Source organism: Pseudomonas sp. H3(2019), from assembly GCF_007713465.1.
In the GTDB taxonomy this organism is placed as follows: Bacteria; Pseudomonadota; Gammaproteobacteria; order Pseudomonadales; family Pseudomonadaceae; genus Aquipseudomonas.
The window spans coordinates 55,078-81,533 of sequence record NZ_VMSG01000026.1; the positions used below are offsets into that span (position 1 = coordinate 55,078).

A 26,456-nucleotide genomic window follows, 5' to 3' on the forward strand; every position below is an offset into this window, starting at 1 on the left:
CCTGAGTGTTGATGATGACCACTTCAGCGCTGCACACCGTACATTCTCACACTCAGGCATTGGCGTCCGAGCTCCCGCCCCGCGCGGGGCTGGGGCTCAAGACCGAGCACTTTGGCGCAGTACTCGGTACTCGCCCGGACATCGGTTTCTTCGAAGTCCACGCCGAAAACTACATGGTGGCCGGCGGCCCGTTTCATCATTACCTGGGTTTGATCCGCGAGCAGTATCCGCTGTCGCTGCATGGCGTCGGTCTATCGATCGGCGGCGAAGGTCCGCTGAACGTCGAGCACCTTGCCCGGCTCGCCCATCTGATCGAACGCTATCAACCCCAATCCTTTTCCGAACACCTGGCCTGGTCGAGCCACGGCCCGGTGTTTCTCAATGACCTGCTTCCATTGGCCTATGACCCATCGACACTGCAGCGTGTCTGCGAGCATATCGACCAGGTCCAGCAGCATCTGAAACGCCCCATGCTGCTGGAAAACCCGGCGACTTACTTGCAGTTCCAGCGCTCCGGCATGGAAGAAGCCTGTTTCATCTCTGAAGTCATCCGCCGCACCGGCTGCGGTTTGCTGCTGGATGTGAACAACGTCTACGTCTCCTGCATCAATCATCAGCGCGATCCATTAGCCTACCTCGACGCTCTGCCACTGCACGCCGTGGGCGAGATCCATCTGGCCGGATTTGCCGAAGACACCGATAGCCTCGGCGATCGCCTGCTGATCGACGATCACGGCGCCCCCATCGATAACGCCGTGTGGGCGCTGTACACACATGTTCTTGAGCGCGTCGGGCCGGTGGCCACGCTGATTGAGCGCGACAATCAGGTACCCGCATTTTCCGTGCTGCACGCCGAGGCCCGTCAGGCCGATGAACTGCTGGGTTACACCGGGGTTCGCCGATGAGCACTCCAGCCGATTTCGCCGCCGCCCTGCTTGATCCTCAACGGCCCTGCCCTGACGGGTTGTTCAGCGCCAACGGGGCTGATCCGGCCAGCCGTTTCGCGGTGTATCGCAATAACGTGCAGAGCTCGCTGATCAACGCCTTGGCCGACAGTTATCCAGTGGTTTCGCAGTTGGTCGGCGATGAATTCTTCCGGGCCATGGCCCAGCTCTATGTGCGAGATTTCCCACCGACCAGTGCGCTGATCAACGACTACGGCAGTGACTTCGCCAGTTTCATCGAGCACTTTGCACCGGCCGCTTCAGTGCCTTATCTCGCAGATGTTGCGCGCCTGGAACGCTTGCGGGTGATGGCCTATCACGCAGCGGATGCCAATGCCGTCGAGCCTGCCCGGATTGCTGCTGCGTTGGCTGCTCCCGAAGCGCTCGCACAGCTGCACATCCATCTGCATCCCTCAACGTTCACGCTGAGTTCGCCGTACGCCACCGTTGCGCTATGGGCCGCCCACCAGACTGACACACCGCCCCGGAACCTCGAGCCGTATCACCCGCAAAGCGCGCTGGTGCTGCGCAACGGCCTGGAGGTTGAGGTCTTTGCGATCGATGTCGGCACTGCGACCTTCATCCACAGCCTGCAAAACAACCACCCTCTAGGGCAAGCAGTAGCCGATGCCCTGAACGCCGCACCGGCGTTCGACCCGAGTCAGTGCCTGGCGCTGCTGATCGGCCACAACGCCATCATCCACCTGCAACACGACAAGGTATCGCCATGAACACCCGCACCGAACACCCGAACGCCATCACTCGTCTGATCGAGCAAATCATCGAACTGTTCGAGAAAATCCCCCACAGCCTGATCGCCTTCGTTGCACGTTTCTCCATTGCCGCGGTGTTCTGGAAGTCCGGGCAAACCAAGGTCGAGGGCCTGGCCATCGACCTGTTCGACGGTACCTTCCAGCTCGGTATTCCGCACCTCGCGGACTCGACCATTCCGTTGTTCCAAAGCGAATACCACGTGCCGTTGCTGTCCCCGGAACTGGCGGCGCACATGGCGGCCTTCGCCGAGCACTTCTTCCCGATCCTGATCCTCGTCGGCTTCGCCACTCGCTTCTCGGCCCTGGCGCTGCTGGGCATGACCCTGACCATTCAAACCTTTGTCTACCCGGACGCCTACCCGACTCACGGTACCTGGGCGGCCATTCTGTTGTACCTGATGGCCAGAGGGCCGGGCGTGCTATCGATCGATCATCTGATCGCCAAACGTTATCGCTGAAGCCGATCCAGCGCTTCGCCGCTGCGCTTGAACCATCTCATCAGGTAGTCGGCCAATACTTGCGTGCGCTTGGGCAAGCCGCCCTGATACGGGTGCACCAGATACATCGGCATTCTGCGCGTCTGATAGTCGCGCAGCAGCCAGCGCAAACGGCCATCGGCCAGCTCAGCCTGCAGCAAATAAGAAGGCAGGCGCGCGATCCCCGCGTGGGCAAGCGCAGCCTTCTTCAGCAGGTTGTAGTGGTTACTGGCGAACGGCCCCGAGACCCGCACCCGCAACAGTTCATGTTGCTGGTGATACAGCCACTCTTCCCGACCGCTGTAATGGCTGTTGAGCAAGCAACGATGATCGGCCAGGTCCGCCGGCGTCTGCGGCTCACCAAACTGCTCAAGATAAGCCGGGCTGGCGCAGGTCATCTCGTTCCAGGCCAGCAGCGGCTTGGCCACCATTCGCTCGTCGTTGGCCACCTCTGAACGAATCGCCAGATCGAACCCGTCCCGCGACAAGTCGCGGTAACTGTTGTTCAGCTCAAGTTCGATCTGCACGTCGGGGTACTCTTGGGAAAATTCCAGCAGCAATCCATCGAAAAAGGTCTCCCCCAGCGACACCGGAACCGTTATCCGAATCGGCCCTGCCATATCGTCCTTCAACCGTGCCAGGGCCTGTCGCGCCCGCTCGACCTGAATCACCAGCGCCTGCGCTTGCGGCAACAGCGCCGCACCGGCCGCCGTCAGGCTCAAACGCCGTGTGGTTCGCTGCAACAGCACCACGCTGAAACGTGTTTCCAGCTGACTGATGCGCTTGGACAGCTGCCCCTTGCTACACCCCAGTTGCTGCGCTGCCAGCGTGAAACTGCCGGCCTCGATCAACACTGCAAACGCCGCCAGATCATCCATTTCGCTCATGGATTGTTTCCATTTGAAAACCAAAGGTTGCCCATTAGCACGCTTATCAATAAAAAAAACCACACTAAACTGAAACCTCGTCCAACCCATAAAGGAGCAGCACGATGAAAATTCTACTGATTGGCGCCAGCGGTACTGTGGGCTCGGCCATTGATCGCGAACTGGCACCGCGCCATGAAATCGTCCGCATTGGCCGCAAGAGCGGAGATTTTCAGGTGGATATCAGTGACAGCGAGTCCATCCGCCAACTGTTCAAACAGACCGGCACTTTCGATGCGCTGATCTGCGCCGCCGGCAGCGTCAACTTCGTGCCACTGGCGAACATGACCGAAAAAGACTTCGAGCTGGGCTTGCGAGACAAGCTGATGGGCCAGGTCAATCTGCTGTTGATCGGCCGGGATTTCGCCAACGACGGTGCGTCGTTCACCTTCACCACCGGTATTCTCAGCCACGATCCGATTCGTACCGGCAGCTCGGCGTCGATGGTCAACGGCGCACTGGACAGTTTCGTAAAAGCGGCGGCTATCGAATTGCCACGCGGTCTGCGGATCAACTCGGTCAGCCCTAACGTACTGGTTGAAGCCATGGGCAGTTACGCACCGTACTTCCGTGGATTCAAACCGGTCCCAGCCGCCGATGTGGCGCTGGCCTACGCGAAAAGCGTAGAAGGCTTGCAGACTGGCCAGACCTATAACGTCGGCTAAGAACGACGCGTTTTACAGGAAGGCAGGCGCACTGCAGGGTTGTGATGAGCGGTCAGCCTGAGTAACGTGGCGGCACTTGTCTGGAGACCCAACGATGCGTGCTGCCCGTTCCCTGATGTTTGTCGCCCTGCTTCCTGTATTCGCTGGTTGCCAGTTGCTGCAGAGCCAGCCTGAGAAACCGTCCATGGCGGGCCTGACCCGCATGCAGGGCGAACTCAGCATGGACACTGGCAAGCTGATGTTTCAGCCGTGCCAGGAAAACAAGTTGTATGTCGTCAATGACGCCGGCAGCACCAGCATCCTGCAGGAAGCCGCAACGCTGGCGGGCTCGCAGCACAAGATTTTCGCTGACGTGCGCGGCCGGGTTGCCACTGGCAAATCAGCTGATGCGGGTGCCCAGTTCGACGTGCAGCAGCTATACCGCGTCGAACGCTCGGGCACAGCCTGTGAAGACCCCAACTTCCAGCGGCTGATCTTGCGTGCCAGCGGTAATACGCCCGACTGGAACGTCAAGGTCAACACCAAGGGCATGGTGATCGAGCGTACCGGCCAGCCAGCGCTGGCCTTACCGTTTCTGGAAGAACAACTCGGTGACGGACGTTTCAGCCTCAGTAGCGAAGCCAATGACCAACACGTTGAACTCTGGATCGCACCACAACGCTGCGTCGACAGCACCCACGGCAGCGTTCAATTCATGAGCGCCGAGTTGCGGGTCAACGGTCAGGTACAACGTGGCTGCGCGTATTTCGGCGGCTCGCGTAACGACTGATTCGACAGGATGCTGTTTTAGCCTCACCGGAACGGGCCGTTGAGGCTTATAATCACCGGTTTGTGAAACGCCTTTGGCGCAGTTGTGCGCCCCGCGAACCGGATCCCGTCATGTTACGAATCACCGAACTCAAGCTGCCGATCGACCATCCCGAAGAAGACCTGCGGCCTGCCATCGTGCAACGCCTGGGCATCGCCAGTGATGACCTGCTCGATTTCACCTTGTTCAAGCGCAGCTACGACGCGCGCAAAAAATCTTCCGAACTGTGCTTCATCTACACCATCGACCTTAGTGTGCGCGATGAGGCGAAGTTGCTGCACACGTTCGCCGACGACCGTAACGTCAATACGGCGCCGGATATCAGCTACAAGGTCGTTGGCCAGGCTCCGACGGATTTGAGCCAACGACCGATCGTGGTCGGTTTCGGCCCGTGCGGGATTTTCGCCGGGCTGCTGCTGGCGCAGATGGGCTTCAAGCCGATCATTCTCGAGCGCGGCACAGAAGTGCGTCAGCGCACCAAGGACACCTGGGGTCTGTGGCGCAAAAGCGTGCTGAATCCCGAGTCCAACGTGCAATTCGGTGAAGGCGGCGCGGGGACATTCTCTGACGGCAAGCTGTACAGCCAGATCAAGGATCCCAAGCACCATGGTCGCAAAGTCCTGCACGAATTCGTCAAGGCCGGCGCGCCGGAAGAGATCCTCTACGTCAGTAAACCGCACATCGGTACGTTCCGTCTGACGGGCGTCGTCGAAAACATGCGTGAGCAGATTCGTGCGCTGGGCGGTGAAGTACGCTTCCAGCAAAAAGTCTCTGACGTGCTGATCGAAGACGGCCAGTTGACCGGTGTCGAGCTCGCCAGCGGCGAACAGATCCACTCGAAACACGTGATTCTTGCCCTTGGCCACAGCGCCCGCGACACCTTCCGCATGCTCCACGGTCGTGGCGTGTTCATGGAAGCCAAGCCGTTTTCGGTAGGTTTCCGTATCGAACACCCGCAATCGCTGATCGACAGCGCGCGCCTGGGTAAATATGCCGGTCACCCGAAACTCGGTGCCGCCGACTACAAACTGGTGCACCACGCCAAGAATGGTCGCTCGGTCTACAGCTTCTGCATGTGCCCGGGCGGTACGGTGGTGGCGGCGACTTCCGAGCCGAACCGTGTGGTGACCAACGGCATGAGCCAGTATTCGCGTAACGAACGTAACGCGAACTCCGGGATTGTTGTGGGCATCACCCCGGAAGTCGACTATCCGGGCGGCCCATTGGCGGGGATCGAGTTGCAGGAACGTCTGGAGTCCCACGCCTTTGTGCTGGGTGGCAGCAACTACGAAGCACCGGCGCAACTGGTCGGCGATTTCATCGCCGGCAAGCCGTCGACGGCGCTGGGCAGCGTCGAACCCTCCTACAAACCCGGGGTTGCACTGGGTGATCTGGCACTGGCGTTGCCGGCGTTTGCCATCGACGCCATTCGTGAAGCCTTGCCAGCCTTCGAGAAGCAGATTCGCGGCTACTCGCTGCACGACGCGGTGCTGACCGGGATCGAGACCCGCACCTCTTCGCCGCTGCGGATTACCCGTAACGAGTCGATGCAAAGCCTGAACGTCAAAGGCCTGTTCCCGGCCGGTGAAGGCGCCGGTTATGCCGGTGGGATCCTGTCGGCGGGTGTCGACGGGATTCGCATTGCCGAAGCCGTGGCGCGGGATATTCTCGGTATCGAGGCCTGACACACAGTAGATCGTTCCCACGCTTGGGACGCAGAGCGTCCCTGGCTGCATTCCCACGCGGAGCGTGGGAACGATCAATCCGCCGCGATCAGATACCTGCGCGCAACACGCTGGCCGGCAGCGGCTCACCGCGCTCGACACTGGCCGCAACGGCTGCGATCAGGCCACTCAACTCATAACCCTGAGCCTTCAACCAGTCCTGATTGTAATAGGTGGTCGCGTAGCGTTCGCCGCTATCGCACAGAATCGCCACGATCGAGCCACTCTCCCCCGCTGCCACCATCTGCTGCGCCGCCATCAAGGCGCCGATCAGGTTGGTCCCGCTCGAGCCTCCCACATGCCGGCCCAGACGCTGCGCCAAATAATGCATGGCCGCCAGCGACAACGCGTCCGGCACCTTGACCATCGCATCGATTACCTTCGGCAAGAACGACGCCTCGACCCGCGGCCGGCCAATGCCTTCGATCCGCGAACCACAATCCAGGCGCAAGCTCGCGTCGCCGGTCTGGTAGTACTCGAAGAACACCGAACGCTCGGCATCGGCGCACAACACGCGGGTGCAATGCTGGCGATAACGCACGTAGCGCCCCAAGGTCGCGGTGGTGCCGCCCGTTCCAGGGCTGGAAATCAGCCAGCTCGGTTCAGGATGACGTTCGAAACGCATTTGCTGAAAAATCGACTCGGCAATGTTGTTGTTGGCTCGCCAGTCGGTGGCGCGTTCGGCATAGGTGAACTGGTCGATGAAATGGCCATCGTGCTCCCGGGCCAGACGCTCAGACTCGGCGTAGATCTGCGTCGGGTCCTGCACCAGATGGCTTTTTCCACCATAAAAGGCGATCTGCGCGATCTTTTCCTGAGACGTGGTGGCCGGCATCACGGCAATGAACGGCAAACCGAGCAAGCGCGCGAAATACGCCTCGGAGATTGCCGTCGAACCACTGGACGCCTCGATCACCGGCGCTCCCGGCTTGAGCCAGCCGTTACACAGCGCATAAAGGAACAGTGAGCGCGCCAACCGATGTTTGAGGCTACCGGTGGGGTGACTGGACTCATCCTTGAAGTACAACTCGATGCCCGGCAATCCCGGCAGTGGCAAAGGGATCAGGTGCGTATCGGCGCTGCGCTGGAAGTCGGCTTCGATGATCCGGATGGCTTCGCGGGCCCACTGACGGTTGTCGCTCATGGTCTTTTTCTCGTTGAATCGAATAGGCGTAGGAAAACTTGGCGGTGACAACAGGCAACGGATTGACCTTGTCGAAAGGCTCAGTCAACAAGCTTAGGAAAAAACCCGCATAACGCACAGGTACAGCTGAGGCCCAATACGCCAGCCAACTGCTAGGCTCAGGCCGGGTCCCGGAGAGATCGTTGTAACGACATATAACAAAAAAGAATATAACTTTTGTTTTAACAACTAACCGTACGGGTTAGGGTGGTCCACCTTTTGAATCGATAGATGGAGAGCGACCTTGCCTCTGCGTAGCACTTTCACGCGTTTCTTTCAGTTGGAAGCTGCCAGCGGTCTGTTATTGATTGCCGCTGCAGCTCTTGCCCTGATCATCAACAACTCACCGCTGTCCTGGCTCTATAACGGCCTGCTGGACACTCCCGTGGTCGCCCAGATCGGCGCCCTGAAAATCGCCAAGCCGCTGTTGTTATGGATCAACGACGGCCTGATGGCGATGTTCTTCCTGTTGATCGGCCTTGAGGTCAAACGCGAAATCCTTGAAGGTCATCTGTCCAAACCGTCGCAGATCGTCCTGCCGGGTGCAGCGGCCATCGGCGGCATGGTCGTGCCGGCGCTGATCTACTGGTTCCTCAACAAGGACAACCCGTCAGCCCTGGGCGGTTGGGCGATCCCGATGGCCACTGATATCGCCTTCGCCCTCGGCGTACTCGCCTTGCTGGGCAAGCGTGTGCCGGTCTCGCTGAAGCTGTTTTTGATGACCCTGGCAATCATTGATGACCTGGGTGCAATCATCGTCATCGCGATCTTCTACTCCGGCGCATTGTCGACGCTGTCGTTGATGCTGGCCGCAGCCTGTCTGGTGGCGCTGGTGGCGATGAATCGGCTAGGCGTGGTCAAGCTCGGCCCCTACATGATCATTGGCCTGATTCTATGGGTGTGTGTACTCAAGAGCGGTGTCCACGCCACACTGGCTGGTGTAACACTGGCGTTCTGCATTCCGCTACGTACCAAAAACGCTGAACCGTCACCGTTGCTGAGCCTGGAGCACGCGCTGCACCCTTGGGTGGCCTTCGGTATCCTGCCGTTGTTCGCTTTCGCCAATGCTGGTGTTTCACTGGCTGGCGTTAACCTTGAGAGTTTCACCCACCACGTACCGATGGGCATTGCTGCCGGTTTGCTGCTGGGCAAGACCGTTGGTGTCTTCGGCCTGACCTGGCTCGCCGTGAAGATAGGCATTGCAGCCCTCCCCGCTGGCGCCAATTGGGGCCAGGTACTCGGCGTGGCGATCCTTTGCGGTATCGGTTTCACCATGAGCCTGTTTGTCGGCTCCCTGGCCTTTGTGCCGGGCAGCAGCGAATACGCCGGCATGGACCGCATGGGCATTCTCACCGGCTCGATCCTCGCTGCATTGATCGGTTACGCGGTGACCGCAGCGGCCAGTCGCAAGAGCGCCGCTCTGACCTCTTGATCATCAAAGACAGAACCCAGGTACATCCAGGACTAGTCCTACAGCCACGATAAGCCACGTTCGATAACGTCGTGCAGCCCTTCACAGGGCTGCCGATGGACGAACCGAACAAGGACAATCAGTGGCTGGCAACAAGGACATCCCCCGGGTTCCCAACCCACCATCAGGCGATGGGCATCACATTACCCATCGCTACATGACTGCCACCGAACTGGCAGAACGTGACGCAAGACAAAAATCCTACGACGACATGCTCGCAAGGCAAACGGCCTTCGAAAAGCATCGCCAACTCGCAATAAAACCAACCGCCCCTATCCGGGCCGGATGCGTCTTCGCCAAGTCCTGCAAGCTGCCGGACGCCATCATCGACTACTCGAATACTTCGGGAATGGTCCCCACCGACAGCCTCAAGGAATACGGCGAGATCGCCTGGCTCGGCGCTCGCGACGTGGACGAGGCAGGTCTGCTGAACCTGGAAACGATCAGCGGCACTACCCTCTCCCTAGGCATTGGCCGACTTGCACTTCGCGCCCCGACTGTCGCCACACCCGCCATAAGCATCAGCGCAGCGCTCGGCGTTGCTGGAGCCACCGTACTGGCTGGTGTAGTCGCCCTGTTCTGGACACCGAGCCTGGGCGACAGCGCCCTCTACACCGAAGACCAACTGCGCAGTCTCAAACAGGCGCGGACCCGCGTACGCCTGCAGGTCGAGCAGCAGGCTGATGGCAGTCTCAAGGGTTATGGTTTCTATACTGGCAAGAACCGCGACTGGGAGATGGTCGATGTCGTGCAGTTCAAACTGCACGGTTCTCAGCAGGTGGCCGATCTAGGCGGTGGTATAGAGCTGATCTGGACGCCGGTCGTGGATCCCTCGGGCATCCTTGGAATCCCTGCCCTGGAAGCCGCGCCCCAGGCGCCGCACATCTGGGTCTACCCACCGACACCCGCCGCCGACAGCATTATCGTCAACCCGATCTACCCGCCGGAGTACAAGGATTTCATTCTGGTGTTTCCGGCGGATTCGGGGGTGAAGCCGGTTTATATTGTGGTGAGTGTTTCTGATCATAAATACCATCCGACTCCGCAAGGAGCGCTTCCAGCTTTCCCCGACGCGATTCGGAGGCGACCAAAAACCTCAGTGCAAGGCGGTGGTGGATTGCGTCCACGCTGGACGGATAAAGCAGGAAACATCTACGAATGGGACCGCCAGCACGGCACATTGGAAAAATACAATAAACGTGGAAAACACCTAGGTGAGTTTGACGTCAATACAGGCGAACAGACCAAGAAAGCGGATAAGAAAAGAGAGGTTGAACCATGATTTTTTCTGTAATGGGTTTTAACCCCGGTAAAGATGAACTTGTTTACGAGCAGAGTTTTGATCTGTCTGTTGCTGACCTGACTCCAATCATGCACTGGGTGGATGCGAGCGACTGCATTGGCGTCGACTTCCCTCTCAGCAAAACTCAAGCAGCAAAAATCGCGGATTTAGCTTCGATTGAACTACCTCAAAATCTGGATTTTTTTCTGAGTTCACATGACTAAATGCATGTTGAAAGTGATCTATCTCGTAGAAGCCTTCGACAAAGTAACTGAGCTTCTGGTTTTTGAGGAAGAACTACCGAAAGGATGTGATGAACAGTTAAGAGCGATTATGGGTTGGACCACAGATCAACAAGGTTGGGAAGGATATGACCTCTCGAAATCCCAGCTATCAGCCATAGAGGAAATGCTGGGCAAGCAGATCTACGACTCGGCGTACCTCTACCAACTCAGCTGCAATGCGTAGTTCATAAAACAATCATCCAAAAACACAAAACCCCGACCAGTCACCTGATCGGGGTTTTGTTTTAACCGCGCAAAATTTAGTGAGAAACGCGGCTGGTGCCACCGACGGTGGAGATACGCACACGTTCGCCAACACGGAATACTTCGTTTGGCTGAACTTCCTGAACGTAGGCGCGCATGCTGCCGTCGTCTTCGCGAACGGTGATTTCCACGCCTTGGGTGCGGGTCGCGCCCTCTTCGATGGCAGAACCTGCCAGACCGCCGGCCACTGCGCCGATCACCGCAGCGACGATACTGCCTTTGCCACCACCCACGGAGCTGCCGGCAACGCCGCCAACGACCGCACCGGCTGCGCCGCCGATCGGGGTTTTGGTGCCTTCGATTTTCACCGGACGCAGGGACTCGATGGTACCCATACGGATCGTCTGCACCCGACGTGCTTCGTCACGGGAGTAGGAGTCACCGGTCAGGCTCGATTGGCAACCGGTAAGCAGCATCGCCATCGTAGAAAAAGAAGCAATCAGCAAAACAGACTTACGCATAGCATCAACTCCAAAGGACAGGCATTCATTAAACTCCGCAGCTTGACGCCTGTCACGGCACCGCCCGGATAAAATTGGTTTCATTCAGTTGCAGTACAGTCGCACTTGAGAACTCATCACACAGTAGCGCCAAATTCCAGAACCTGCGCCATTGCACCAAGGATTTCCATGGATTACTTCATCATTGTCGCCACCACCGTTGCCGGACTGTACTTCCATGGGTGGCTGTACGTGCGGATCAAACGCTGGATGGACCGTGATCTGGCGCTGGCACTTGCCGGCAATGACGAGCGGAAAAAGGCGTTCATGCTGCAACAATTGATCATTGCCCGGCAGCAGAATATCAAACGTCGGGACCTGCCACAGTGGCTGGAGGCGGCGGCTGCCACCTACCCCACTGTGTAGCCGGTTTACGGTGCAAGGCGCTCGCGACTCCAGTCCGCGCCTTGCAGACGATAGTTCAGACGATCATGCAAACGGCTCGCCCGACCTTGCCAGAACTCGATGCGTTCTGGCAACAAACGATAGCCGCCCCAGTGTTCCGGGCAATGCGGCTGGCTATCGCTGAAGCGTTGTTCAGTGACTTTGAGCAGCCCTTCCAACTCGGCACGATCGGCAATCACCTGACTCTGCGGCGACGCCCAGGCCCCCAGGCGACTGCCCAGCGGCCGTACCTGGAAATAGGCATCGGATTCCTGCGGCGTGACCTTCACCACCCGCCCCTCGATGCGCACCTGGCGCTCCAGGGTCGGCCAGAAGAAGGTCATGGCAGCAAACGGATTGCCCGCCAGCTGCTGACCCTTGGCACTGTCGTAGTTGGTGAAGAAGGTAAAACCCTGATCATCAAGCCCCTTGAGCAACAGGATCCGGCAATGCGGGCGACCGCCCTGATCAACCGTGGCCAGGGTCATGGCATTCGCCTCGACCGGAGGTTGTTCGGTATTCACCGCCTCGGCAAACCACTGATGAAACAGCGCGAATGGCTCGGCCGGGGCCTGAGCCTCGGTCAAACCATCGCGAGTGTAGTCACGACGCATATCAGCCAGAGTCCGGGTCATTGCGTATTCCTTGTGCTTGATCAGTCAGTTGCCGGCCTGATTACTGGCCGCTGGTGCTTTTTGCCGCTGTATCCGCTTTGGCTGCAGCTGGCTTCTTGGCTGGCTGTTTTTTTGCCGGAGCTTTCTTCGCCGGAGCCTTTTTCGAGGCAGCGCCTTTCTTCTTCGACGTCGCTTTTTTCTCGGCCACAGCTGGCGCTGCCGGCTTGGCGGGCTGCACTGCAACCATTTCCACCGGTGGTGGGGTCGGCTGGCTGTACTTGTTCAGCAATGCCAGCATGGTGGTGCGCTGGGTCAGCATGATTTCCATACGACGGTTCAAGGCACGGCCCTGGGTGCTGTCATTGGCGGCGCGCGGCATCAGATCACCCATACCACGCAACATCAGACGATCCCCCTTCAAACCACCGAGGCTGAAGATCGATGCAACGGAAGTCGCACGGTCCTTGCTCAGCTGTTTAGCCTCGTCATGCGTCCCCGTGTTGTCACCGTGGCCCAGTACGAGCACAGAGGTCTTGGTATCACCTTCAACCAGCTTGGATACCTTGGTGAACTGACCAAGGACCGAAGGCAGCAACATGGCTGGACGTTTCGGGTTGAAGGCGTCATCCACCGGGACCACTACGACCAACACGTTCTCGCGACGCTCCACTTGCAGGTGGCTGCCCTGAACGGCCGCACGCAGACGTGGTTCGTAATCGTCCAGCCAGGCCTGGGTGATTTTCGGATCAGGCATTGGCACATCTTTGATATCGGCCTTGGTGATGGCCTTTGGCTGGTCGCCGAACGGCCACCACCATTTGCTTTCGCTATCGGCTTTGGCTGCTGCGGCAGCTGAAGAGCCTGGAACTGCAGCCGGGGTGGCTGGTGCAGCAGCATTTGCGGTCGATTTGGCCTTCGCGGCTGCAGCAGCTTCAGCCGCCTTGACGTCCGATTTGGCGGCGTCTTTGTCCGCGACCTTGTCCGAACCGGAACCGAAAGACCACCAGTGGCCTCCGTCTGCATCACTTTGTGGGGTTTGCGCGCAACCGGTAATGCTGAGACACAGTGCCAAGGCTAGAGATTTGTTCGGTGACATGGGGATATCCACAAAATGAGATAAGAAGCTGTGGGCCGCTACGACCCGTATAAAACAGACGCTTTGAAACTATAGAAGCCACAGGATTCCGTCCTGCGACCATTGGGCAAGTTTTTTTCAAAAAAATGCCTTGAAGCTACCCTTTACAGACAGGCGGCTAAAACCCGCACAAGCTTCTGCGCACGCGGGTCCATCAACACGTATGGCCCAAGGGTATTGGTCACAAAACCGAAGGCCACATCATGTTCCGGGTCAGCGAAACCGATGGAGCCACCAGCACCCGGATGACCAAACGCTCGAGGGCCGAGGCCAAAGGTCGCGTTGGGTACGTCCGGTTGATCGAGCATACAACCCAGACCGAAACGGGTCCGGGTCAGTAAAGTCTTGTCTTCGCCCAGGCTGTGCTCACGAGTCAGTTCCTGGAGCATCTCGCTTTCAAGCAGGCTGCCATCGAGCAGACCGCTATAGAATCCGGCCAGGCTGCGGGCATTGCCGTGGCCATTTGCTGCCGGCTGTTGCATACGACGCCATTCGGGCTTGTTGGTACTGGTCATGATCGATGGCGGGTTGGTGAACGCACGGGTCGTCATCGCCGTCGGCTCACGCATCGTCACTTGCAGCAAGCGCTGCGCCGCCGCATCGCCGACATTGCCCTTGCCACGCGCGATGTGCGCCACGCGATGAAACTCTTCGTCCGCGAGGCCGACATGAAAATCCAGCCCCAATGGTCGTGCAACACGCGCCACGATCGACTCGCCCGGCCCCCGGCCATCGGCGCGGCGCAGCAACTCCCCGACCAACCAGCCATAAGTGATCGCCGCATAACCATGGCCTTCACCGGGCGTCCACCAAGGGGCTTCGGCAGCCAGCGCGTCGACCATGGTTTGCCAGTTATAGAGCGCTTCAGGTGGTAGCAGCTCGCGCAAGGCCGGCAAACCGGCCTGATGGCAGAGCAACTGACGCAAGGTGATCGCTTCCTTGCCGGCAGCGGCGAACTCCGGCCAATACCTGGCGACCGGAGCGTCGAGCTGCAACTTGCCTTCGGCGACCAGTTGCAGGGCGGTCACCGCGGTAAAGGTCTTGGTGCAGGAGAACAGGTTGGCAATGGTGTCGCTGTGCCAGGCCTCGGTACCGTCCTTGTCGGCGGTACCGGCCCAGAGGTCAACGACGGTTTCACCACCGATTTGAATGCACAGTGCCGCGCCGCGTTCCTGAGGATCGTCAAAGAGTGCCGCGAAAGCTTCACGCACCGCTTCAAATTTAAGCTCGTAATGACCCTGAATCAGCACCCGTAACTCTCCGAAAAAACGTTTCGACACAATGACCTGCATTGTTCCAGCCCTTGAGCGATTTGGGAACAGGGGCGGGCTGGGTGGTTGCTGTTATCGTTGATTGTAAAAGCCAAAAGATCGCAGCAATCTCAGGCGTTAATGACCATTGGCGGAATGCCCACCCGCATGACCCGCGCCCTGCCCTGCGCCCTTGCTGTCGCGGCCTTTTTTCCCAGCTGCGTCTTCATGACCGGCACTGTCGGCTTTATCCGCCGCAGCCTTGGCCTTCTCGGCTTCTTTGCCAAGCTGATCGACGGCCTGCAAGTTGGCCTTGCGCACACTCTCGACAAAGCCCTGGAACGGCAGGTCGGTGATTCCGACCAGACCGAAATGACCGTTTTCACCGTCCAGCAGACGACCGCTCACCGGTTGATCGAGGTACTGGAACCAATGCACACCGACAATCGACGGCTCACTCACCGCTTGCTTGACGAAATTGGCGTAGGCCGGCCCACGGTCTTCTTCCTTCGCCAGCTCCGTCACACCACCCCAGAACGGACCGCGATCGCGCGAGCCGAAGTTGAACTCGGTGATCAGCACCGGTTTGTCCAGCGCCCGTAGCTTGGCGAAGTCATAACCGTCCTGAGGTTTGAGCGTGTACATGTTGAAGCTCAGTACGTCGCAGTACTGCGCGCAAGACTCGACAGCCTCAGGTGTGCTGATGGCAAACCGACCACCGAGCAGCAGGTGGTTGGGTGCGTGCCATTTCAGCGAATCGGCAATGGTCTTGAAGTAGGTATCGGCGAAGACTTTCTGGAAGTATTTGAAGTCGGCTTCGATTTCCGGGTGTTCCGCACTTGGCAGCGGCGGCACGAACCCCGGGTCTTCCATCAATTCCCAGGCCGGCAGGTCAATGCCCCAGGCTTTCGACAGTCCCGCCTGGTTACGGTATTTATCCCGCAGTTGCTTGAGGAACGCCCGTTTGGCCGGCACGTCGGTGGTCATTTTCAAAGTACCGTACGCCAAGGCATAACGGGCCTTCGGGTCATCGCCGGGACCGGCCCAGGCCAGTTCGTTATCGGCGAAATAACCGATCAGCCATGGGTCGTCGCGGTGATCGCGTGCAGCAATCGCTACGGCACGTTCGGTGGCCATGGCGAAACGCGGGTCGAACGGATCGGGCATGCCGCCCCACCAATCGGTGCCGGTGCTGATGCTGGCGTAATCGCCGACGATGGACAACGGCAAGGTGTACGGCACACGGTCATTCAAGCCCAACGCCGGGGCGCTCCAGTCGCCGATGGTATTGAAACCCCAGGCTTGCAGGCGATCGAGTGTATGGCCGGTCCAGCGTTTTTCGTCGAACGTGTGGGAAGCGCACGGAGTTGTGGCAGTTTCAGCCTTGGCGCCATCAGCCTTGGTTTCAGTCACAACCGCACACGGCTGGCCATAAGTGCGCTGCAGGTTGGCACCGTAGAAGTCATACCAGCGACCGGCATTGAACCCACGTCCCTGATCGGCACCATTGCCATTGCGGTTGTCGCCTTCACCGTAATGGCTGGCCAATGGCTCGTCATTATCGGGTAACGACTCGAACATGGTTTCGCGCCCGGCGACATAGGTCTGGCTGGTATCGGCAGTAACCGTATTGACCCCCAGGGAATAGAACGGGTGGCCCTCCGGGGTCACCAGATACCAGCGACCATCACGCTTTTCAGTGCGGAAGAAGCCACTGGCCTTGAACGCCGGGCCTTTACTCCAGCCACCGAACGTGTCCAAAGACGAACGCTCGCGCTCGGCCAGCCAGGTTTTCAGTTGCTGTTGTTCTTTATTCGCCGCGGTTTTGAGCTGTTCGTCGCTGGCGACTTTTTCCGGCCATTTCGCTCGCGTGGACTGACCATATGCGTCCACTAACGAACCGTAGGCCGCTTTGACCACCGCCTCGCCGTCCTGCACGCCAAAGCGCTCAAGCATGATGCTCTGGGCGACTTTTGGCTGATCCATCGACAGTGTCACCGACACCACCTGGCTGCGGTCCAGTTCACCCGTGCTGCTGGCCAGCAACACGCGCTGGCCTTCGACGGTAATCGGCATTGGCGGCCCGGCTTTCAAGCCCTGGCTCAGCGGCGAACTCGGTGTCAGGGGCACCAGCAAGGTTTGCGCAGGCCCGGCCGGCAAATCGATGCGGCTGACCAGGGTCTTGCCGTCGCTACTCTGGATTTTCACGTAGAGCGTCACAGGCCAGTTCATCGCGCTCTGGATACGCAGGCTCATGACGCCAGACGGCGACCAGTCCCAGGCGCCGCTTTGCGGGGTCAGACGCAGATTCGGTTGCGCCGCCGGATTAAAGGTCACCCGGCGCAGCACTTCACCTTCGGCCGTTTGCTCCGCATTGGACTGCGGCAGGCTGGCGTCCTGAGTCGCCACCTGGACCACATCGGCGGGCCGAACGAAGTTGAACAGCGTCTGTTGTCCGGCCGGAGCCGCCAACAGCGGCGCAGCGAACATCAGGGCAAAAACAGCGGGTAACGAACGGCGAATCATATGAACCAGGTTCTCCCTAACGACCGGTGAACGGCCTGTGTGGAATCGGTGACGGGGGATAGACAACGAAGTGGGCGATTTCGCCCACCGTGTCTCAAGATATTTCGCGGCGAAACGGCGGCAGCGCATTGAGGATCGCTTTGCCGTAGCGTTGCGTGACCAGACGCCGGTCAAGCAAGGTGATGGTGCCGCGGTCTTCTTCGGTGCGCAGCAGGCGCCCGCAGGCCTGAACCAGTTTGAGCGAGGCGTCCGGCACGGAGATCTCCATGAACGGATTGCCGCCTCGGGCTTCGATCCATTCGGCCAGCGCGGCTTCGACTGGATCGTCCGGGACCGAGAACGGGATCTTGGCAATCACCACGTGCTCGCAGTAAGCACCCGGCAAGTCGACACCCTCGGCGAAACTCGCCAGACCGAACAGCACACTGGAGTCACCGCCATCGACCCGCGCCTTGTGCTTGTTCAGGGTTTCCTGTTTCGACAGGTTGCCTTGAATGAACACTTGCTTGCGCCAGTCACGGTCCAGGCCATCGAACACGTCCTGCATCTGTTTGCGCGAAGAGAACAGCACCAGTGTGCCGCGCGAGCCTTCGACCAGCTCCGGCAGATCACGAATGATCGCCGCGGTGTGGGCTGCCGCGTCCCGTGGGTCGGCGCGCAGGTCCGGCACCCGCAACACGCCTGCGTCGGCATGATGGAACGGGCTCGGCACCACCGCCGTCACGGCTTTTTTGGGCAGACCGGCACGCATGCGGAAACGGTCAAAGGTGCCGAGTGCGGTCAAGGTGGCCGAAGTCACCAGCGCACCGTACGCCACATTCCACAGGTTACGTCGGAGCATTTCCGCCGCCAGGATCGGGCTGGCGTTGACCTCGATGTCGAACAGCGAACCGCTTTCGGCCAGGGTCAGCCAGCGCGCCATCGGCGGGTTGTCTTCCGGGTCCTCGGCGGTGAATGCCGTCCACAGCTCCCAGTTGCCCTGAGAACGGGACAGCAGGCTGCCAAACAACGGATACCACTCTTCGGCCTGATTGCTGGCGATGCCGATGTTGACCTCACCATCCATGCCTTCCTTGAGCAGCTCGGTGAGCCGGGTAAAGACGTCGGTCAGGCGCGAAAAGCCTTTCTTCAGCTCGACGCCCATCTCGCGCATATGCTCGGGAATCACCCCGCCGACGAAACGATGACGCGGCCGTTCACGGCCCTCGACGTCTTCGCCGGGCTTGAATTCGGCAACCTGTTCGCAGGCGGTGAACATGAACTGCTGCTGGGTCTTGATCTCTCGCGCCAGCTCCGGCACTTGTTCGATCAGCTTGCCCAGATCGCCCGGCAACGGGTGCTGGGCCAGCAATTTGGTGAGGTTCTTGGCGGTCGTTTCCAGCCAGTCGGCGGTGGAACGCAAACGCGTGTAATGGGCGAAGTGGCCGATCGCCTTGTCCGGCAGGTGATGGCCTTCGTCGAACACGTAGATGGTGTCGCGAGGGTCGGGCAGGACGGCTCCGCCGCCCAAGGCCAGGTCAGCGAGGACCATGTCGTGGTTGGTGACGATCACGTCAACCTTGCCCATGCCTTCGCGGGCCTTGTAGAAGGCGCACTGACCGAAGTTCGGGCAATGACGGTTGGTGCACTGGCTGTGATCGGTGGTCAGGCGCGCCCAGTCCGCATCTTCAAGGGCGGTGGACCAACTGTCGCGGTCACCGTCCCATTTATTGCCGGCAAGCTTTTCGATCATGCTGGTAAACAGCTTCTGACTGGCTTCATCGACCTCGATCTTGAAGCCTTCTTCTTCGAACAGCTGCGCGGTAGCGGTTTGCGCGTGGCCTTCCTGCAACAACATGTCGAGCTTGGACAGGCACATGTAGCGGCCACGGCCCTTGGCCAGCGCAAAGCTGAAGTTCAGCCCGCTGTTGCGCATCAGGTCCGGCAGGTCCTTGTAGACAATCTGTTCTTGCAGGGCGACGGTCGCCGTAGCGATCACCAGGCGTTTACCGGCAGCCTTGGCGGTCGGAATCGCCGCCAGGCTGTAGGCCACGGTTTTCCCGGTACCGGTGCCGGCTTCCACCGCGACAATCGCGGGGTCGCCACTGCGCCGGCCTTCGTCGTCGGTGTCGATGTCACCGAGGACCTTGGCAATTTCGGCGATCATCAGGCGTTGGCCGTAGCGCGGCTTGAGGCTCTTGGCTTCGAGAAAACGCGAGTAGGCGCCCTGGATCGTGGTTTTAAGTTCGGTGCTGATCATGGATTGTCGGGCGCAAAAAACGCTGGATAAATTTTCAGTGGTTAAGGGGGCTATCATACCCCGCTAATTAATCCCGCGCAGAACGGAGTACCCCAATGACACCTTTCGCCCTCATTTACACCCTGCATGTACTGGCGGCCCTGATCTGGGTCGGCGGCATGTTTTTCGCCTGGATGGTCCTGCGCCCCGCCGCCATGAAGGCACTTGAAGGGCCTGCGCGATTGAAGCTCTGGGTAGAAGTGTTTCAAGGTTTTTTTGTCTGGGTCTGGGTCGCCGTGGTGATCTTGCCGATCAGTGGCGTCGGGCTGATTCATCTGCGCTTCAGCGGTTTTGAAACCGCGCCGCGTTATGTGCAGATCATGATGGGTTTGTATCTGGTGATGACCGCGCTGTTTATCCGGATTCAGGCGCTGAATCTACCGGAGTTGCGTAAAACGGTGCTGGCTGAGGATTGGCCGGCGGGTGCCGCGATGCTGGGCAAGATTCGGCGTCTGGTGGGGATCAATCTATTGCTGGGGTTGCTGCTGGTGGCGGTGGCTTCGGCGCGGCCGATGTTCTGACTCCCCTCGCTGATCGTTCCCACGCTCTGCGTGGGAACGATCAGTTACACAGGCTGCTTACAACCGCTGCACCGTCACGGCACCTGTCGCTCCGGCAGGACCTGGCTGACCTTGTGCACCTGCGCGACCGCTTTTACCGCCGTCGGCACGGTAGACGAAACACCCCTTGGCCTTTCCGCCTGCGCCTGGCTTGCCACCGGCACCGGCCACGCCGCCGGCGCCACCGTCGACCAGCACCTTGATCTGCTGGGGCGGGTAATCACGCGGCAATTCCACCCGGACCTGCGCGCCCGGCGCCCCGGCATGACCATCGCCACCATTATCACCATCCGCCCCATGCCCGGCCTGGCCCCACGTGCAACCCGGTTCCTCACCGTTGCCGCCATCGAGCCCCACGTAACCCGGCGCACCGGCACCGCCGCGGGCATCCACCGACAACTCGGGAGCGTTCAGCGAGGCAATCCGCAGATTCAGGTTGCGTCCGGCGCGGGCGGCCTTAAGGTAAGTGCCCGGTGCGCCTCGCGAGGTGATCTGACTGCCACTGGCAAGCTGCGCACGACTGATATTCAGTTGCAGAGCCTGTTCGCTGGGGACAATCGCGATCCGTGCCTCGCGGCCCAGACGCAACTCGCCAACACTCAGTTCAGTCACGTTGGAGGGGATCAGCAGCGTGCCATTATCGGCGACTTCCAGGCGCTCCAGCTGCAAGGTGCTGGCGGCATTGGGCAAACGCAGCAGTGAGTTGGTTTCGACCGTGACCACTTGAGCCATCGCCATCGGGCTGATCAAGGCGGCGAGCAGGCAGAGCTTACGCATGACGAATCTCCCCGGCGGCAGGGGTTGCAAGGATTTGCACATGGAAAATACCGACAACGAGGATCTGTAAGCGATCACGCCACGGATGAACCCGCTCTTTAAGGTTACGGTTATAGAGCACCAGCTCCACAACATGGGTCATCAGCAACAGGCTACCGGCCAGATTGATCATCAGATGAAACGGGCTGATCAACGGGCTGATCAGATTGACCAGCACCACCAGCCAGAACAACAGGGTCAAACCCTTCCCCAAGCCCCAAAGCACCTTCATGTACGCCCCCGCAGATCATTATTCTTTGCGCGCACAGTACCGACTTCCGCAACGGATAAGCCAGAGGCCAACGAAAATTCTTCTGAACGGGCGGTTTAGAGCATCGCAACTGTCGATCAGCGGTCCATGACCCGTTCGACTCTACGGCTTTTTGCCACGTATTTACGGCAGGCCTCGCCAGTGTCTGCAAACCGCCCCTAGGCCCGCACGTTCGGGCAGGCTAGTCTTCGCACATCTGATTGAGGATCTTCGATGACCACAGGTAATTCTTCGCGCACGCCCCAGCAAGCGCTCGCCGCCTTGCTCGACCGTTATGCGCCACAACGTCTGTTGCTGATCGGCGCCAGCGACTTCCCGGCGCTCGAAGCTTTCAAGCTCGCGCACCCGGATGCCTGCGTCGCTCAAGTCGCACCCGGCCCTCTGCCACCGGCACTGGCCGCACAACGCTTCGACTTGGCGCTGGCACTCGACTGCCTTGAGCATCTGCCCAAGCGCGATGGCCTGAACCTGCTCGGCGGAATTCGCAATCTCAACGCCAGCCGCATCGCGGTGCTTGCGGACCTGAAAGCCTGCGGTTGGCAAGAAACCGACTTCTTTTCCCTGGCACTGCAGGCCAGCGAACGCTTCCAGCGTGACGAACAGGTCCTGACACTCTTTACCTACGATCTACTTGACTACAAACAAGTGCCTGACTGGCTCAATTCACGGTTCTGGGCCAATCCGGAAAACTTCGGAAAATACTGGTGGTAACACGATGAGTACGTCCATTTGCCCGTGCGGCAGTGGCACCCTGCTGGATGCCTGCTGCGGCCACTACCATGCCGGCCACCCTGCGCCGTGCGCCGAAGCCTTGATGCGTTCGCGCTACAGCGCCTATGTGCTGGGCCTGATCGACTATCTGGTGGCCACCACCCTGCCCGCCCAACAGGCAGGCCTGGATCGTCAGTCGATCAGCGAATGGAGCGCGCAAAGCACCTGGCTTGGCCTTGAGGTGGAAAGCTCCGAGGTCTTCGGCGGCCAGCCTGAACATGCATTCGTCACCTTCACCGCACGCTGGCACGACAGCACCGGCGAGCACAGCCACCGCGAACGCTCATCCTTTGTGCAAAACGCCGGTCGCTGGTACTTCATCGACCCTACCGTGCAGCTCAAGGCCGGGCGCAATGATGCATGCCCCTGCGCCAGCGGGCAGAAATTCAAGAAGTGTTGTGCGAATTGTTTCACCGTTTGAGGCGATCTTTTGGGGCTAGACTGGGGTTCAAGGAGAAATACCACCATGACCCATCAGCAGCGCGCCTTACGAATCGTCACCCTGTTCATGTTCCTGAGCCTCGGTGGCTGCGCGTCCTGGTTCGCTGACGACACCCTCGACCCGCAAGTCCATCTGCTCAAAGTCGAAGTGGTTCGCGCCAAACTCCTTGAGCAGAAATTCATGCTCTATTTTCGCGTCGATAACCCCAACGACTCCGACCTTATGGTTCGCGGCCTGGTGTACCGGATTCATTTAAGCGAGTTCCTGCTGGCCGAAGGCGAGTCCAGCAAATGGTTCACCGTCGACCCGAAAAGCAGCAGCTATTTCCAGGTGCCGATTCGCACCAACCTCTGGCAACACCTGCGTGACGTGGTGAAACTGCTGAAGAAACCCGACCAGCCGATCCCCTATCGCCTGGAAGGCGAGTTGAAAACCGGATTATTGTTTGGCAATGACGTGCACCAGGCCCGTTATGGCGAGATAATTCCCGGCGATTTTATTCCGGAGTAACCTCGATGACCCAGCAACCCCATGTCCATGGCCCTGACTGCAACCACGATCATGACCATCACGACCACCATGATCACGACCATGGCCATGTCCACGGCCCGAACTGCGGCCACGCTCACCAGGAGCCGGTGCGCAACGCGTTGAAAGACGTTGGCCGCAACGACCCTTGCCCATGCGGCAACGGCAAGAAGTTCAAGAAGTGCCACGGCGCTTGATGCGTTAACACAACGCGTACTTTGTAGAAGCGTGGCTTGACCAAGATAGTCGATAACGTGGCCTGCCTGATGCACCGAGGTGCCCCGTTCGCGGGCAAGCCACGCTCCCACAGGTTCTAATCAGCCGTCAGAATCTCGGCTGTACGAACCACCGTCGCATACTCCCCGTGCAGATTGCCCAGCGACATGGCATGCACCTCCTGCGCCGAATGCTTCTTGCCGAAGAAGTCGAGCTTGTCGAAGGTGTAGCAGGCGTCTTCCACGACCCAGGTTTCAAACCCCAGATTGCCCGCCGTACGCGCCGTGGACTCGACCGAGTTATGGGTCGCCACGCCGACAATGATCAGTTGCTCGATCCCCGCCTCACGCAAACCCGCTGCAAGCGTCGTTCCGCTGAACGCATCGGGGACCTGTTTCTGGATCACACGCTCGCCCGATCGCGGCTCGAACCGCTCCTGAAACTCGACGCCCGACTGCTGCGGCCAGAACACCGACTCCGGCGAGCGGGACAAATGCTGCACATGAATCACCGGCCGCGCCATGCGCCGCCATTCACTCAACAACTCGGCCATCCGCTCCTCGGCGTGGGGGTTATTGCGTGGTCCAAGCCTGGGGTGATGAATGCCTTTTTGCTGATCAATGAGGATCAACGCTGCGTTGGCGTGAAGCTCCATGGCGACTTTTCTCCTGTACGAATCATCGAAATCCCGACACTTGAGCACCACCTTTTCCAATAGGCAAGTCATGAAACGGTAACCCTGCGCGTCAAATTCTGTGATTTATCGGACAAACCTTGAAATAAGATCGGCACCCGCTTGCGCGGCCTTCTCCTGCTCACTAACGTAGCGCCTTTATTGCGCCTCTACTCCCGCAGGAGCTTTGCCATGGCCTCGCCAGCCTTTACATCTTTTCTTCCCCGGTTCGGCGTTGCCGCAGCAGTGGCCAGTGTGCTCAGCCTCACCGGTTGCCAGACCTGGAATGCCCAGGACAGCCTGCCACCCACCGCAGGCGTGCAGCCGCTCAAAGGCTTGGCGCAGAACGTTTCAGTGCGGCGCAATGCCATGGGCGTGCCGCTGATCGAGAGCAACACCTTCCACGACGCGCTGTTCACCCTCGGCTACGTACACGCCAGTGATCGCATCACCCAGATGGTCACCCTGCGCCTGCTGGCCCAGGGTCGCCTGTCGGAGATGTCCGGCGCAGAGATGCTCGACGCTGACCGCTACATGCGTGCAGTCAACCTGAAGAAAAGTGCCGACGAACTCTACAAGGCCTCCTCGCCACGCCTGCAACGCTTCTTTGAAGTCTATGCACGCGGGGTCAACGCCTACCTGTTCCGCTATCGCGACAAGCTGCCGTCAGACCTGGCCACCACTGGCTACCAGCCTGAATACTGGAAACCGGAAGATTCGGCGCTGATTTTCTGCCTGCTGAACTTCAGCCAGTCAGCCAACCTGCCGCAAGAAATCGCCTCGCTGGTGCTGGCGCAAACCGTCACGACAGACAAACTCCCGTGGCTGTTGCCGTCGTATCCGGATGAAAAGCTGCCGCTCGCCGAAGCCGAAAAGCTTAAAGGCGTGAAGCTCAACGGTACGATCCCGGGCCTGAGCGAACTCAGCAAAGCCGGCGACCAGTTGTCCGCATTGAATTTGCTCGGCGCCACGGCGTCGAGCAACTGGGCGATTGCCCCGCAGCACAGTCGCAGCGGCAAGAGCCTGCTGGCCAGCGACAGCCAATTCCCGATTGGCGTACCGTCGCTGTGGAACTACGTGCAGATCCGTTCACCGAAGTACCAGGCAGCCGGGTTTTCCATTGCGGGCCTTCCGATGGTCCTCGCCGGTTTCAACGGTAAAGTGGCGTGGAGCATGACCGCGGTCATGGGCGATAACCAGGACCTGTTCCTTGAAAAGCTCAAGCGTCAAGGCAATGGCCTGAGCTACGAAGTCTCAGGCAAATGGCAACCGGTGACGGTTCGCAACGAAACTTACTTCGTCAAAGGTCAGCGGCCGATTCGCGAAGCCGTGTATGAAACCCGCCACGGCCCGCTGCTCAACAGCGCCCAAGGCACCGCACTGGGCAATGGTTTCGGTCTGGCGTTGCAGATGCCGAATTTTACCGACGACAAGAGCCTCGACGCCTTCTTCGACCTGTCCCGTGCACAGAGCGCAGAGAAAGCCTCGGACGCCAGCCGTGAAATCCGTGCTATCGCGCTGAACATGGTGTTCGCCGACGCCAGCCACATCGGCTGGCAAGTCACCGGGCGCTTCCCGAACCGCCGCGAAGGTGAAGGTGGATTGCCATCACCGGGCTGGGAAGGTCGTTACGACTGGGACGGTTACGCCGACCCGATGCTCCACCCTTATGACCAGGACCCGGCCCAAGGCTGGGTCGGCACCGCCAACCAGCGGGTCATCCCCCACGGTTACGGCATGCAGCTGTCCAATTCCTGGGCCGCTCCTGAACGCGGCGAGCGCATCGCCGAGCTGGCGGGTGCCGGCAAGCACGACAGCCGCAGCATGATTGCGATGCAGTACGACCAGACCACGCTGTTCGCCGCCAAACTGAAAAAGATGTTTGAAGCCCCGGGCATGTCCCAACCGCTCAAACAGGCGATCGACGCACTGCCGGCTGCCGAAGCCGGCAAAGCGCGCGAAGCTTACAGCCGCTTGATGGCGTTCGACGGCAAGCTCAGCCCGACCTCCACCGACGCAGCGATCTATGAACTGTTCCTGCAAGAAAGCATGAAGCAGATTTTCCTCGACGAGCTCGGCCCTCAGGACAGCCCGACGTGGAAAGCCTTCGTCGCCAATGGCAAATTGTCTTACTCGGCCCAGGCCGACCATTTGCTGGGCCGCGAAGACAGCCCGTTCTGGGATGACCTGCGCACGCAGCAGAAAGAAGACAAACCAACCATTCTCGCCCGCAGTCTGGCTGCGGCCATTACCGCCGGCGAGAGCCAGATGGGCGCCGACCACAAAGCCTGGCAGTGGGGCAAACTGCACCACTACGAATGGAAAAACAGCCGAGGCCAGACCGTACGCGGCGCCATGTCGGCCGGAGGTGACCACACCACGTTGAATGCTGCCGCCTACACCTGGGGTCAGGATTTCAACGTGACGCTGGTGCCGGCGATGCGCTTCATTGTCGACTTCGGCCAGGCCGAACCGCTGATGGGCCAGAGCGGCACTGGCCAATCCGGCAACCCGGCCAGCCCGAACTATATCGATAGCATCGACCCATGGCTCAAAGGCCAATACATGAGCTTGCCGATGCAACCGCAGAACTTCGACAAGGTGTATGGCAAAACGCGGCTGACCCTGGTGCCGGGTAAGTAACACGGTGGTGATCTGTGACAGGGGGAGCTTGCTTCCTCGCCACAGATCG

28 protein-coding genes are annotated in these 26,456 nt (G+C 59.6%); 17 read left to right on the forward strand and 11 right to left on the reverse strand.

The genetic code is table 11. From position 1 onward, the window contains the following. The first annotated feature begins 11 nt into the window (after positions 1-11). The 3 genes from FPT12_RS22695 to FPT12_RS22705 are packed head-to-tail and all read left to right on the forward strand — an operon-like array spanning position 12 to position 2,175. A complete protein-coding gene (locus tag FPT12_RS22695; RefSeq protein ID WP_145020295.1) occupies positions 12-905 on the forward strand; it encodes a DUF692 domain-containing protein in 894 nt (297 codons plus the stop codon). Further along, positions 902-1,675 (forward strand): DNA-binding domain-containing protein, encoded by a 774-nt coding sequence (locus FPT12_RS22700; RefSeq protein ID WP_145020298.1) that lies wholly within the window; start codon positions 902-904, stop codon positions 1,673-1,675. The genes FPT12_RS22695 and FPT12_RS22700 overlap by 4 nt, the downstream gene beginning before the upstream one ends. Beyond that, a complete protein-coding gene (locus FPT12_RS22705) occupies positions 1,672-2,175 on the forward strand; it encodes a DoxX family protein (RefSeq protein WP_145020301.1) in 504 nt (167 codons plus the stop codon). Before FPT12_RS22700 ends, FPT12_RS22705 begins: the two co-directional genes overlap by 4 nt. On the opposite strand, the gene FPT12_RS22710 is transcribed toward FPT12_RS22705, so the two are convergent. Then, on the reverse strand, positions 2,166-3,080 hold the full coding sequence (locus tag FPT12_RS22710) for a LysR family transcriptional regulator (RefSeq protein WP_145020304.1): 915 nt from the start codon (positions 3,078-3,080) through the stop codon (positions 2,166-2,168). The two genes, FPT12_RS22705 and FPT12_RS22710, sit on opposite strands and share 10 nt — an antisense overlap. A 104-nt stretch (positions 3,081-3,184) precedes the next feature. Between FPT12_RS22710 and FPT12_RS22715 the strand changes: the two genes are divergently transcribed. From FPT12_RS22715 to FPT12_RS22725, 3 genes are all read left to right on the forward strand, one after another. Further along, complete coding sequence (locus FPT12_RS22715; protein ID WP_145020307.1) at positions 3,185-3,784, forward strand: short chain dehydrogenase; 600 nt, start codon at positions 3,185-3,187, stop codon at positions 3,782-3,784. A 94-nt stretch (positions 3,785-3,878) separates the two neighbouring features. Beyond that, positions 3,879-4,553, forward strand: a complete 675-nt coding sequence (locus FPT12_RS22720) for a COG3650 family protein (protein ID WP_145020310.1) — start codon at positions 3,879-3,881, stop codon at positions 4,551-4,553. A gap of 110 nt (positions 4,554-4,663) precedes the next feature. After that, on the forward strand, positions 4,664-6,277 hold the full coding sequence (locus FPT12_RS22725; protein ID WP_145020313.1) for an NAD(P)/FAD-dependent oxidoreductase: 1,614 nt from the start codon (positions 4,664-4,666) through the stop codon (positions 6,275-6,277). A gap of 88 nt (positions 6,278-6,365) precedes the next feature. Here the strand turns inward: FPT12_RS22725 and FPT12_RS22730 are convergent, their stop codons facing one another. After that, positions 6,366-7,460, reverse strand: coding sequence for a PLP-dependent cysteine synthase family protein (locus tag FPT12_RS22730; RefSeq protein ID WP_145020316.1), 1,095 nt, complete (start codon positions 7,458-7,460; stop codon positions 6,366-6,368). A gap of 283 nt (positions 7,461-7,743) precedes the next feature. On the opposite strand from FPT12_RS22730, the gene nhaA reads away from it, so the two are divergent. From nhaA to FPT12_RS22750, 4 genes are all read left to right on the forward strand, one after another. Continuing rightward, on the forward strand, positions 7,744-8,931 hold the full coding sequence (nhaA, locus tag FPT12_RS22735) for a Na+/H+ antiporter NhaA (protein ID WP_145020319.1): 1,188 nt from the start codon (positions 7,744-7,746) through the stop codon (positions 8,929-8,931). A 121-nt stretch (positions 8,932-9,052) separates the two neighbouring features. Continuing rightward, entirely contained in the window at positions 9,053-10,252 is a 1,200-nt protein-coding gene (locus FPT12_RS22740) for a colicin E3/pyocin S6 family cytotoxin (RefSeq protein WP_145020322.1), read from the forward strand. Further along, a complete protein-coding gene (locus FPT12_RS22745; RefSeq protein ID WP_145020325.1) occupies positions 10,249-10,476 on the forward strand; it encodes a hypothetical protein in 228 nt (75 codons plus the stop codon). The genes FPT12_RS22740 and FPT12_RS22745 overlap by 4 nt, the downstream gene beginning before the upstream one ends. A 13-nt stretch (positions 10,477-10,489) precedes the next feature. Then, positions 10,490-10,720 carry a hypothetical protein gene (locus FPT12_RS22750; RefSeq protein ID WP_145020395.1) on the forward strand — a complete coding sequence of 77 codons (231 nt, stop codon included), beginning with the start codon at positions 10,490-10,492 and terminating at the stop codon, positions 10,718-10,720. A 76-nt stretch (positions 10,721-10,796) separates the two neighbouring features. On the opposite strand, the gene FPT12_RS22755 is transcribed toward FPT12_RS22750, so the two are convergent. After that, positions 10,797-11,261 carry a glycine zipper 2TM domain-containing protein gene (locus FPT12_RS22755; RefSeq protein ID WP_145020328.1) on the reverse strand — a complete coding sequence of 155 codons (465 nt, stop codon included), beginning with the start codon at positions 11,259-11,261 and terminating at the stop codon, positions 10,797-10,799. A gap of 168 nt (positions 11,262-11,429) precedes the next feature. Between FPT12_RS22755 and FPT12_RS22760 the strand changes: the two genes are divergently transcribed. After that, positions 11,430-11,666: a hypothetical protein gene (locus FPT12_RS22760; protein ID WP_145020331.1), complete on the forward strand. Its 237-nt coding sequence runs from the start codon at positions 11,430-11,432 to the stop codon at positions 11,664-11,666. A gap of 5 nt (positions 11,667-11,671) precedes the next feature. On the opposite strand, the gene pdxH is transcribed toward FPT12_RS22760, so the two are convergent. The 5 genes from pdxH to dinG form a co-directional block, all read right to left on the reverse strand. After that, entirely contained in the window at positions 11,672-12,319 is a 648-nt protein-coding gene (gene pdxH / locus FPT12_RS22765; protein WP_145020334.1) for a pyridoxamine 5'-phosphate oxidase, read from the reverse strand. Between the two features lie 40 nt (positions 12,320-12,359). Next, the gene (locus FPT12_RS22770; RefSeq protein ID WP_145020337.1) at positions 12,360-13,394 is read right to left on the reverse strand and encodes an OmpA family protein; all 1,035 of its coding nucleotides are present in this window, start codon (positions 13,392-13,394) and stop codon (positions 12,360-12,362) included. A gap of 143 nt (positions 13,395-13,537) precedes the next feature. Next, positions 13,538-14,683, reverse strand: coding sequence for a serine hydrolase domain-containing protein (locus tag FPT12_RS22775; RefSeq protein WP_145020398.1), 1,146 nt, complete (start codon positions 14,681-14,683; stop codon positions 13,538-13,540). A 138-nt stretch (positions 14,684-14,821) separates the two neighbouring features. Then, positions 14,822-17,209: a beta-galactosidase gene (locus FPT12_RS22780; protein WP_145020340.1), complete on the reverse strand. Its 2,388-nt coding sequence runs from the start codon at positions 17,207-17,209 to the stop codon at positions 14,822-14,824. Between the two features lie 94 nt (positions 17,210-17,303). Further along, a complete protein-coding gene (gene dinG, locus FPT12_RS22785) occupies positions 17,304-19,448 on the reverse strand; it encodes an ATP-dependent DNA helicase DinG (protein ID WP_145020343.1) in 2,145 nt (714 codons plus the stop codon). A 95-nt stretch (positions 19,449-19,543) separates the two neighbouring features. Between dinG and FPT12_RS22790 the strand changes: the two genes are divergently transcribed. Then, a complete protein-coding gene (locus FPT12_RS22790; RefSeq protein WP_145020346.1) occupies positions 19,544-20,008 on the forward strand; it encodes a CopD family protein in 465 nt (154 codons plus the stop codon). 57 nt (positions 20,009-20,065) lie between these two features. On the opposite strand, the gene FPT12_RS22795 is transcribed toward FPT12_RS22790, so the two are convergent. Both FPT12_RS22795 and FPT12_RS22800 read right to left on the reverse strand, forming a co-directional pair. Beyond that, on the reverse strand, positions 20,066-20,824 hold the full coding sequence (locus FPT12_RS22795; protein ID WP_145020348.1) for a collagen-like protein: 759 nt from the start codon (positions 20,822-20,824) through the stop codon (positions 20,066-20,068). Then, positions 20,817-21,095 (reverse strand): DUF1145 domain-containing protein, encoded by a 279-nt coding sequence (locus FPT12_RS22800; RefSeq protein WP_145020351.1) that lies wholly within the window; start codon positions 21,093-21,095, stop codon positions 20,817-20,819. The genes FPT12_RS22795 and FPT12_RS22800 overlap by 8 nt, the downstream gene beginning before the upstream one ends. A gap of 252 nt (positions 21,096-21,347) precedes the next feature. Here FPT12_RS22800 and FPT12_RS22805 point away from each other — a divergent pair, with 252 nt between their 5' ends. Genes FPT12_RS22805 through FPT12_RS22820 form a run of 4 tightly spaced genes read left to right on the forward strand, consistent with a single transcriptional unit; the run spans position 21,348 to position 23,072 of the window. Then, on the forward strand, positions 21,348-21,845 hold the full coding sequence (locus FPT12_RS22805) for a DUF6231 family protein (RefSeq protein WP_145020354.1): 498 nt from the start codon (positions 21,348-21,350) through the stop codon (positions 21,843-21,845). Positions 21,846-21,849: 4 nt separating this feature from the next. After that, entirely contained in the window at positions 21,850-22,326 is a 477-nt protein-coding gene (locus tag FPT12_RS22810; protein WP_145020356.1) for a YchJ family protein, read from the forward strand. Between the two features lie 45 nt (positions 22,327-22,371). After that, positions 22,372-22,857 (forward strand): LEA type 2 family protein, encoded by a 486-nt coding sequence (locus tag FPT12_RS22815; RefSeq protein ID WP_145020358.1) that lies wholly within the window; start codon positions 22,372-22,374, stop codon positions 22,855-22,857. Positions 22,858-22,862: 5 nt separating this feature from the next. Continuing rightward, complete coding sequence (locus FPT12_RS22820) at positions 22,863-23,072, forward strand: SEC-C metal-binding domain-containing protein (protein ID WP_007906737.1); 210 nt, start codon at positions 22,863-22,865, stop codon at positions 23,070-23,072. 116 nt (positions 23,073-23,188) lie between these two features. Here FPT12_RS22820 and FPT12_RS22825 read toward each other — a convergent pair whose 3' ends face one another. Further along, positions 23,189-23,746 carry a cysteine hydrolase family protein gene (locus tag FPT12_RS22825; RefSeq protein WP_145020401.1) on the reverse strand — a complete coding sequence of 186 codons (558 nt, stop codon included), beginning with the start codon at positions 23,744-23,746 and terminating at the stop codon, positions 23,189-23,191. 210 nt (positions 23,747-23,956) lie between these two features. Between FPT12_RS22825 and FPT12_RS22830 the strand changes: the two genes are divergently transcribed. Continuing rightward, a complete protein-coding gene (locus FPT12_RS22830) occupies positions 23,957-26,407 on the forward strand; it encodes a penicillin acylase family protein (protein WP_145020361.1) in 2,451 nt (816 codons plus the stop codon). The last annotated feature ends 49 nt before the right edge of the window (positions 26,408-26,456 follow it).

Bases quoted from the DNA above. Each gene is read 5' to 3' on its own strand.
- FPT12_RS22695 (WP_145020295.1), top strand. From the start codon at position 12: ATGATGACCACTTCAGCGCTGCACACCGTACATTCTCACACTCAGGCA.
- FPT12_RS22700 (WP_145020298.1), top strand. From the start codon at position 902: ATGAGCACTCCAGCCGATTTCGCCGCCGCCCTGCTTGATCCTCAACGG.
- FPT12_RS22705 (WP_145020301.1), top strand. From the start codon at position 1,672: ATGAACACCCGCACCGAACACCCGAACGCCATCACTCGTCTGATCGAG.
- FPT12_RS22710 (WP_145020304.1), bottom strand. From the start codon at position 3,080: ATGAGCGAAATGGATGATCTGGCGGCGTTTGCAGTGTTGATCGAGGCC.
- FPT12_RS22715 (WP_145020307.1), top strand. From the start codon at position 3,185: ATGAAAATTCTACTGATTGGCGCCAGCGGTACTGTGGGCTCGGCCATT.
- FPT12_RS22720 (WP_145020310.1), top strand. From the start codon at position 3,879: ATGCGTGCTGCCCGTTCCCTGATGTTTGTCGCCCTGCTTCCTGTATTC.
- FPT12_RS22725 (WP_145020313.1), top strand. From the start codon at position 4,664: ATGTTACGAATCACCGAACTCAAGCTGCCGATCGACCATCCCGAAGAA.
- FPT12_RS22730 (WP_145020316.1), bottom strand. From the start codon at position 7,460: ATGAGCGACAACCGTCAGTGGGCCCGCGAAGCCATCCGGATCATCGAA.
- FPT12_RS22745 (WP_145020325.1), top strand. From the start codon at position 10,249: ATGATTTTTTCTGTAATGGGTTTTAACCCCGGTAAAGATGAACTTGTT.
- FPT12_RS22755 (WP_145020328.1), bottom strand. From the start codon at position 11,261: ATGCGTAAGTCTGTTTTGCTGATTGCTTCTTTTTCTACGATGGCGATG.
- FPT12_RS22760 (WP_145020331.1), top strand. From the start codon at position 11,430: ATGGATTACTTCATCATTGTCGCCACCACCGTTGCCGGACTGTACTTC.
- pdxH (WP_145020334.1), bottom strand. From the start codon at position 12,319: ATGACCCGGACTCTGGCTGATATGCGTCGTGACTACACTCGCGATGGT.
- FPT12_RS22770 (WP_145020337.1), bottom strand. From the start codon at position 13,394: ATGTCACCGAACAAATCTCTAGCCTTGGCACTGTGTCTCAGCATTACC.
- FPT12_RS22780 (WP_145020340.1), bottom strand. From the start codon at position 17,209: ATGATTCGCCGTTCGTTACCCGCTGTTTTTGCCCTGATGTTCGCTGCG.
- dinG (WP_145020343.1), bottom strand. From the start codon at position 19,448: ATGATCAGCACCGAACTTAAAACCACGATCCAGGGCGCCTACTCGCGT.
- FPT12_RS22790 (WP_145020346.1), top strand. From the start codon at position 19,544: ATGACACCTTTCGCCCTCATTTACACCCTGCATGTACTGGCGGCCCTG.
- FPT12_RS22795 (WP_145020348.1), bottom strand. From the start codon at position 20,824: ATGCGTAAGCTCTGCCTGCTCGCCGCCTTGATCAGCCCGATGGCGATG.
- FPT12_RS22800 (WP_145020351.1), bottom strand. From the start codon at position 21,095: ATGAAGGTGCTTTGGGGCTTGGGGAAGGGTTTGACCCTGTTGTTCTGG.
- FPT12_RS22805 (WP_145020354.1), top strand. From the start codon at position 21,348: ATGACCACAGGTAATTCTTCGCGCACGCCCCAGCAAGCGCTCGCCGCC.
- FPT12_RS22810 (WP_145020356.1), top strand. From the start codon at position 21,850: ATGAGTACGTCCATTTGCCCGTGCGGCAGTGGCACCCTGCTGGATGCC.
- FPT12_RS22815 (WP_145020358.1), top strand. From the start codon at position 22,372: ATGACCCATCAGCAGCGCGCCTTACGAATCGTCACCCTGTTCATGTTC.
- FPT12_RS22820 (WP_007906737.1), top strand. From the start codon at position 22,863: ATGACCCAGCAACCCCATGTCCATGGCCCTGACTGCAACCACGATCAT.
- FPT12_RS22825 (WP_145020401.1), bottom strand. From the start codon at position 23,746: ATGGAGCTTCACGCCAACGCAGCGTTGATCCTCATTGATCAGCAAAAA.
- FPT12_RS22830 (WP_145020361.1), top strand. From the start codon at position 23,957: ATGGCCTCGCCAGCCTTTACATCTTTTCTTCCCCGGTTCGGCGTTGCC.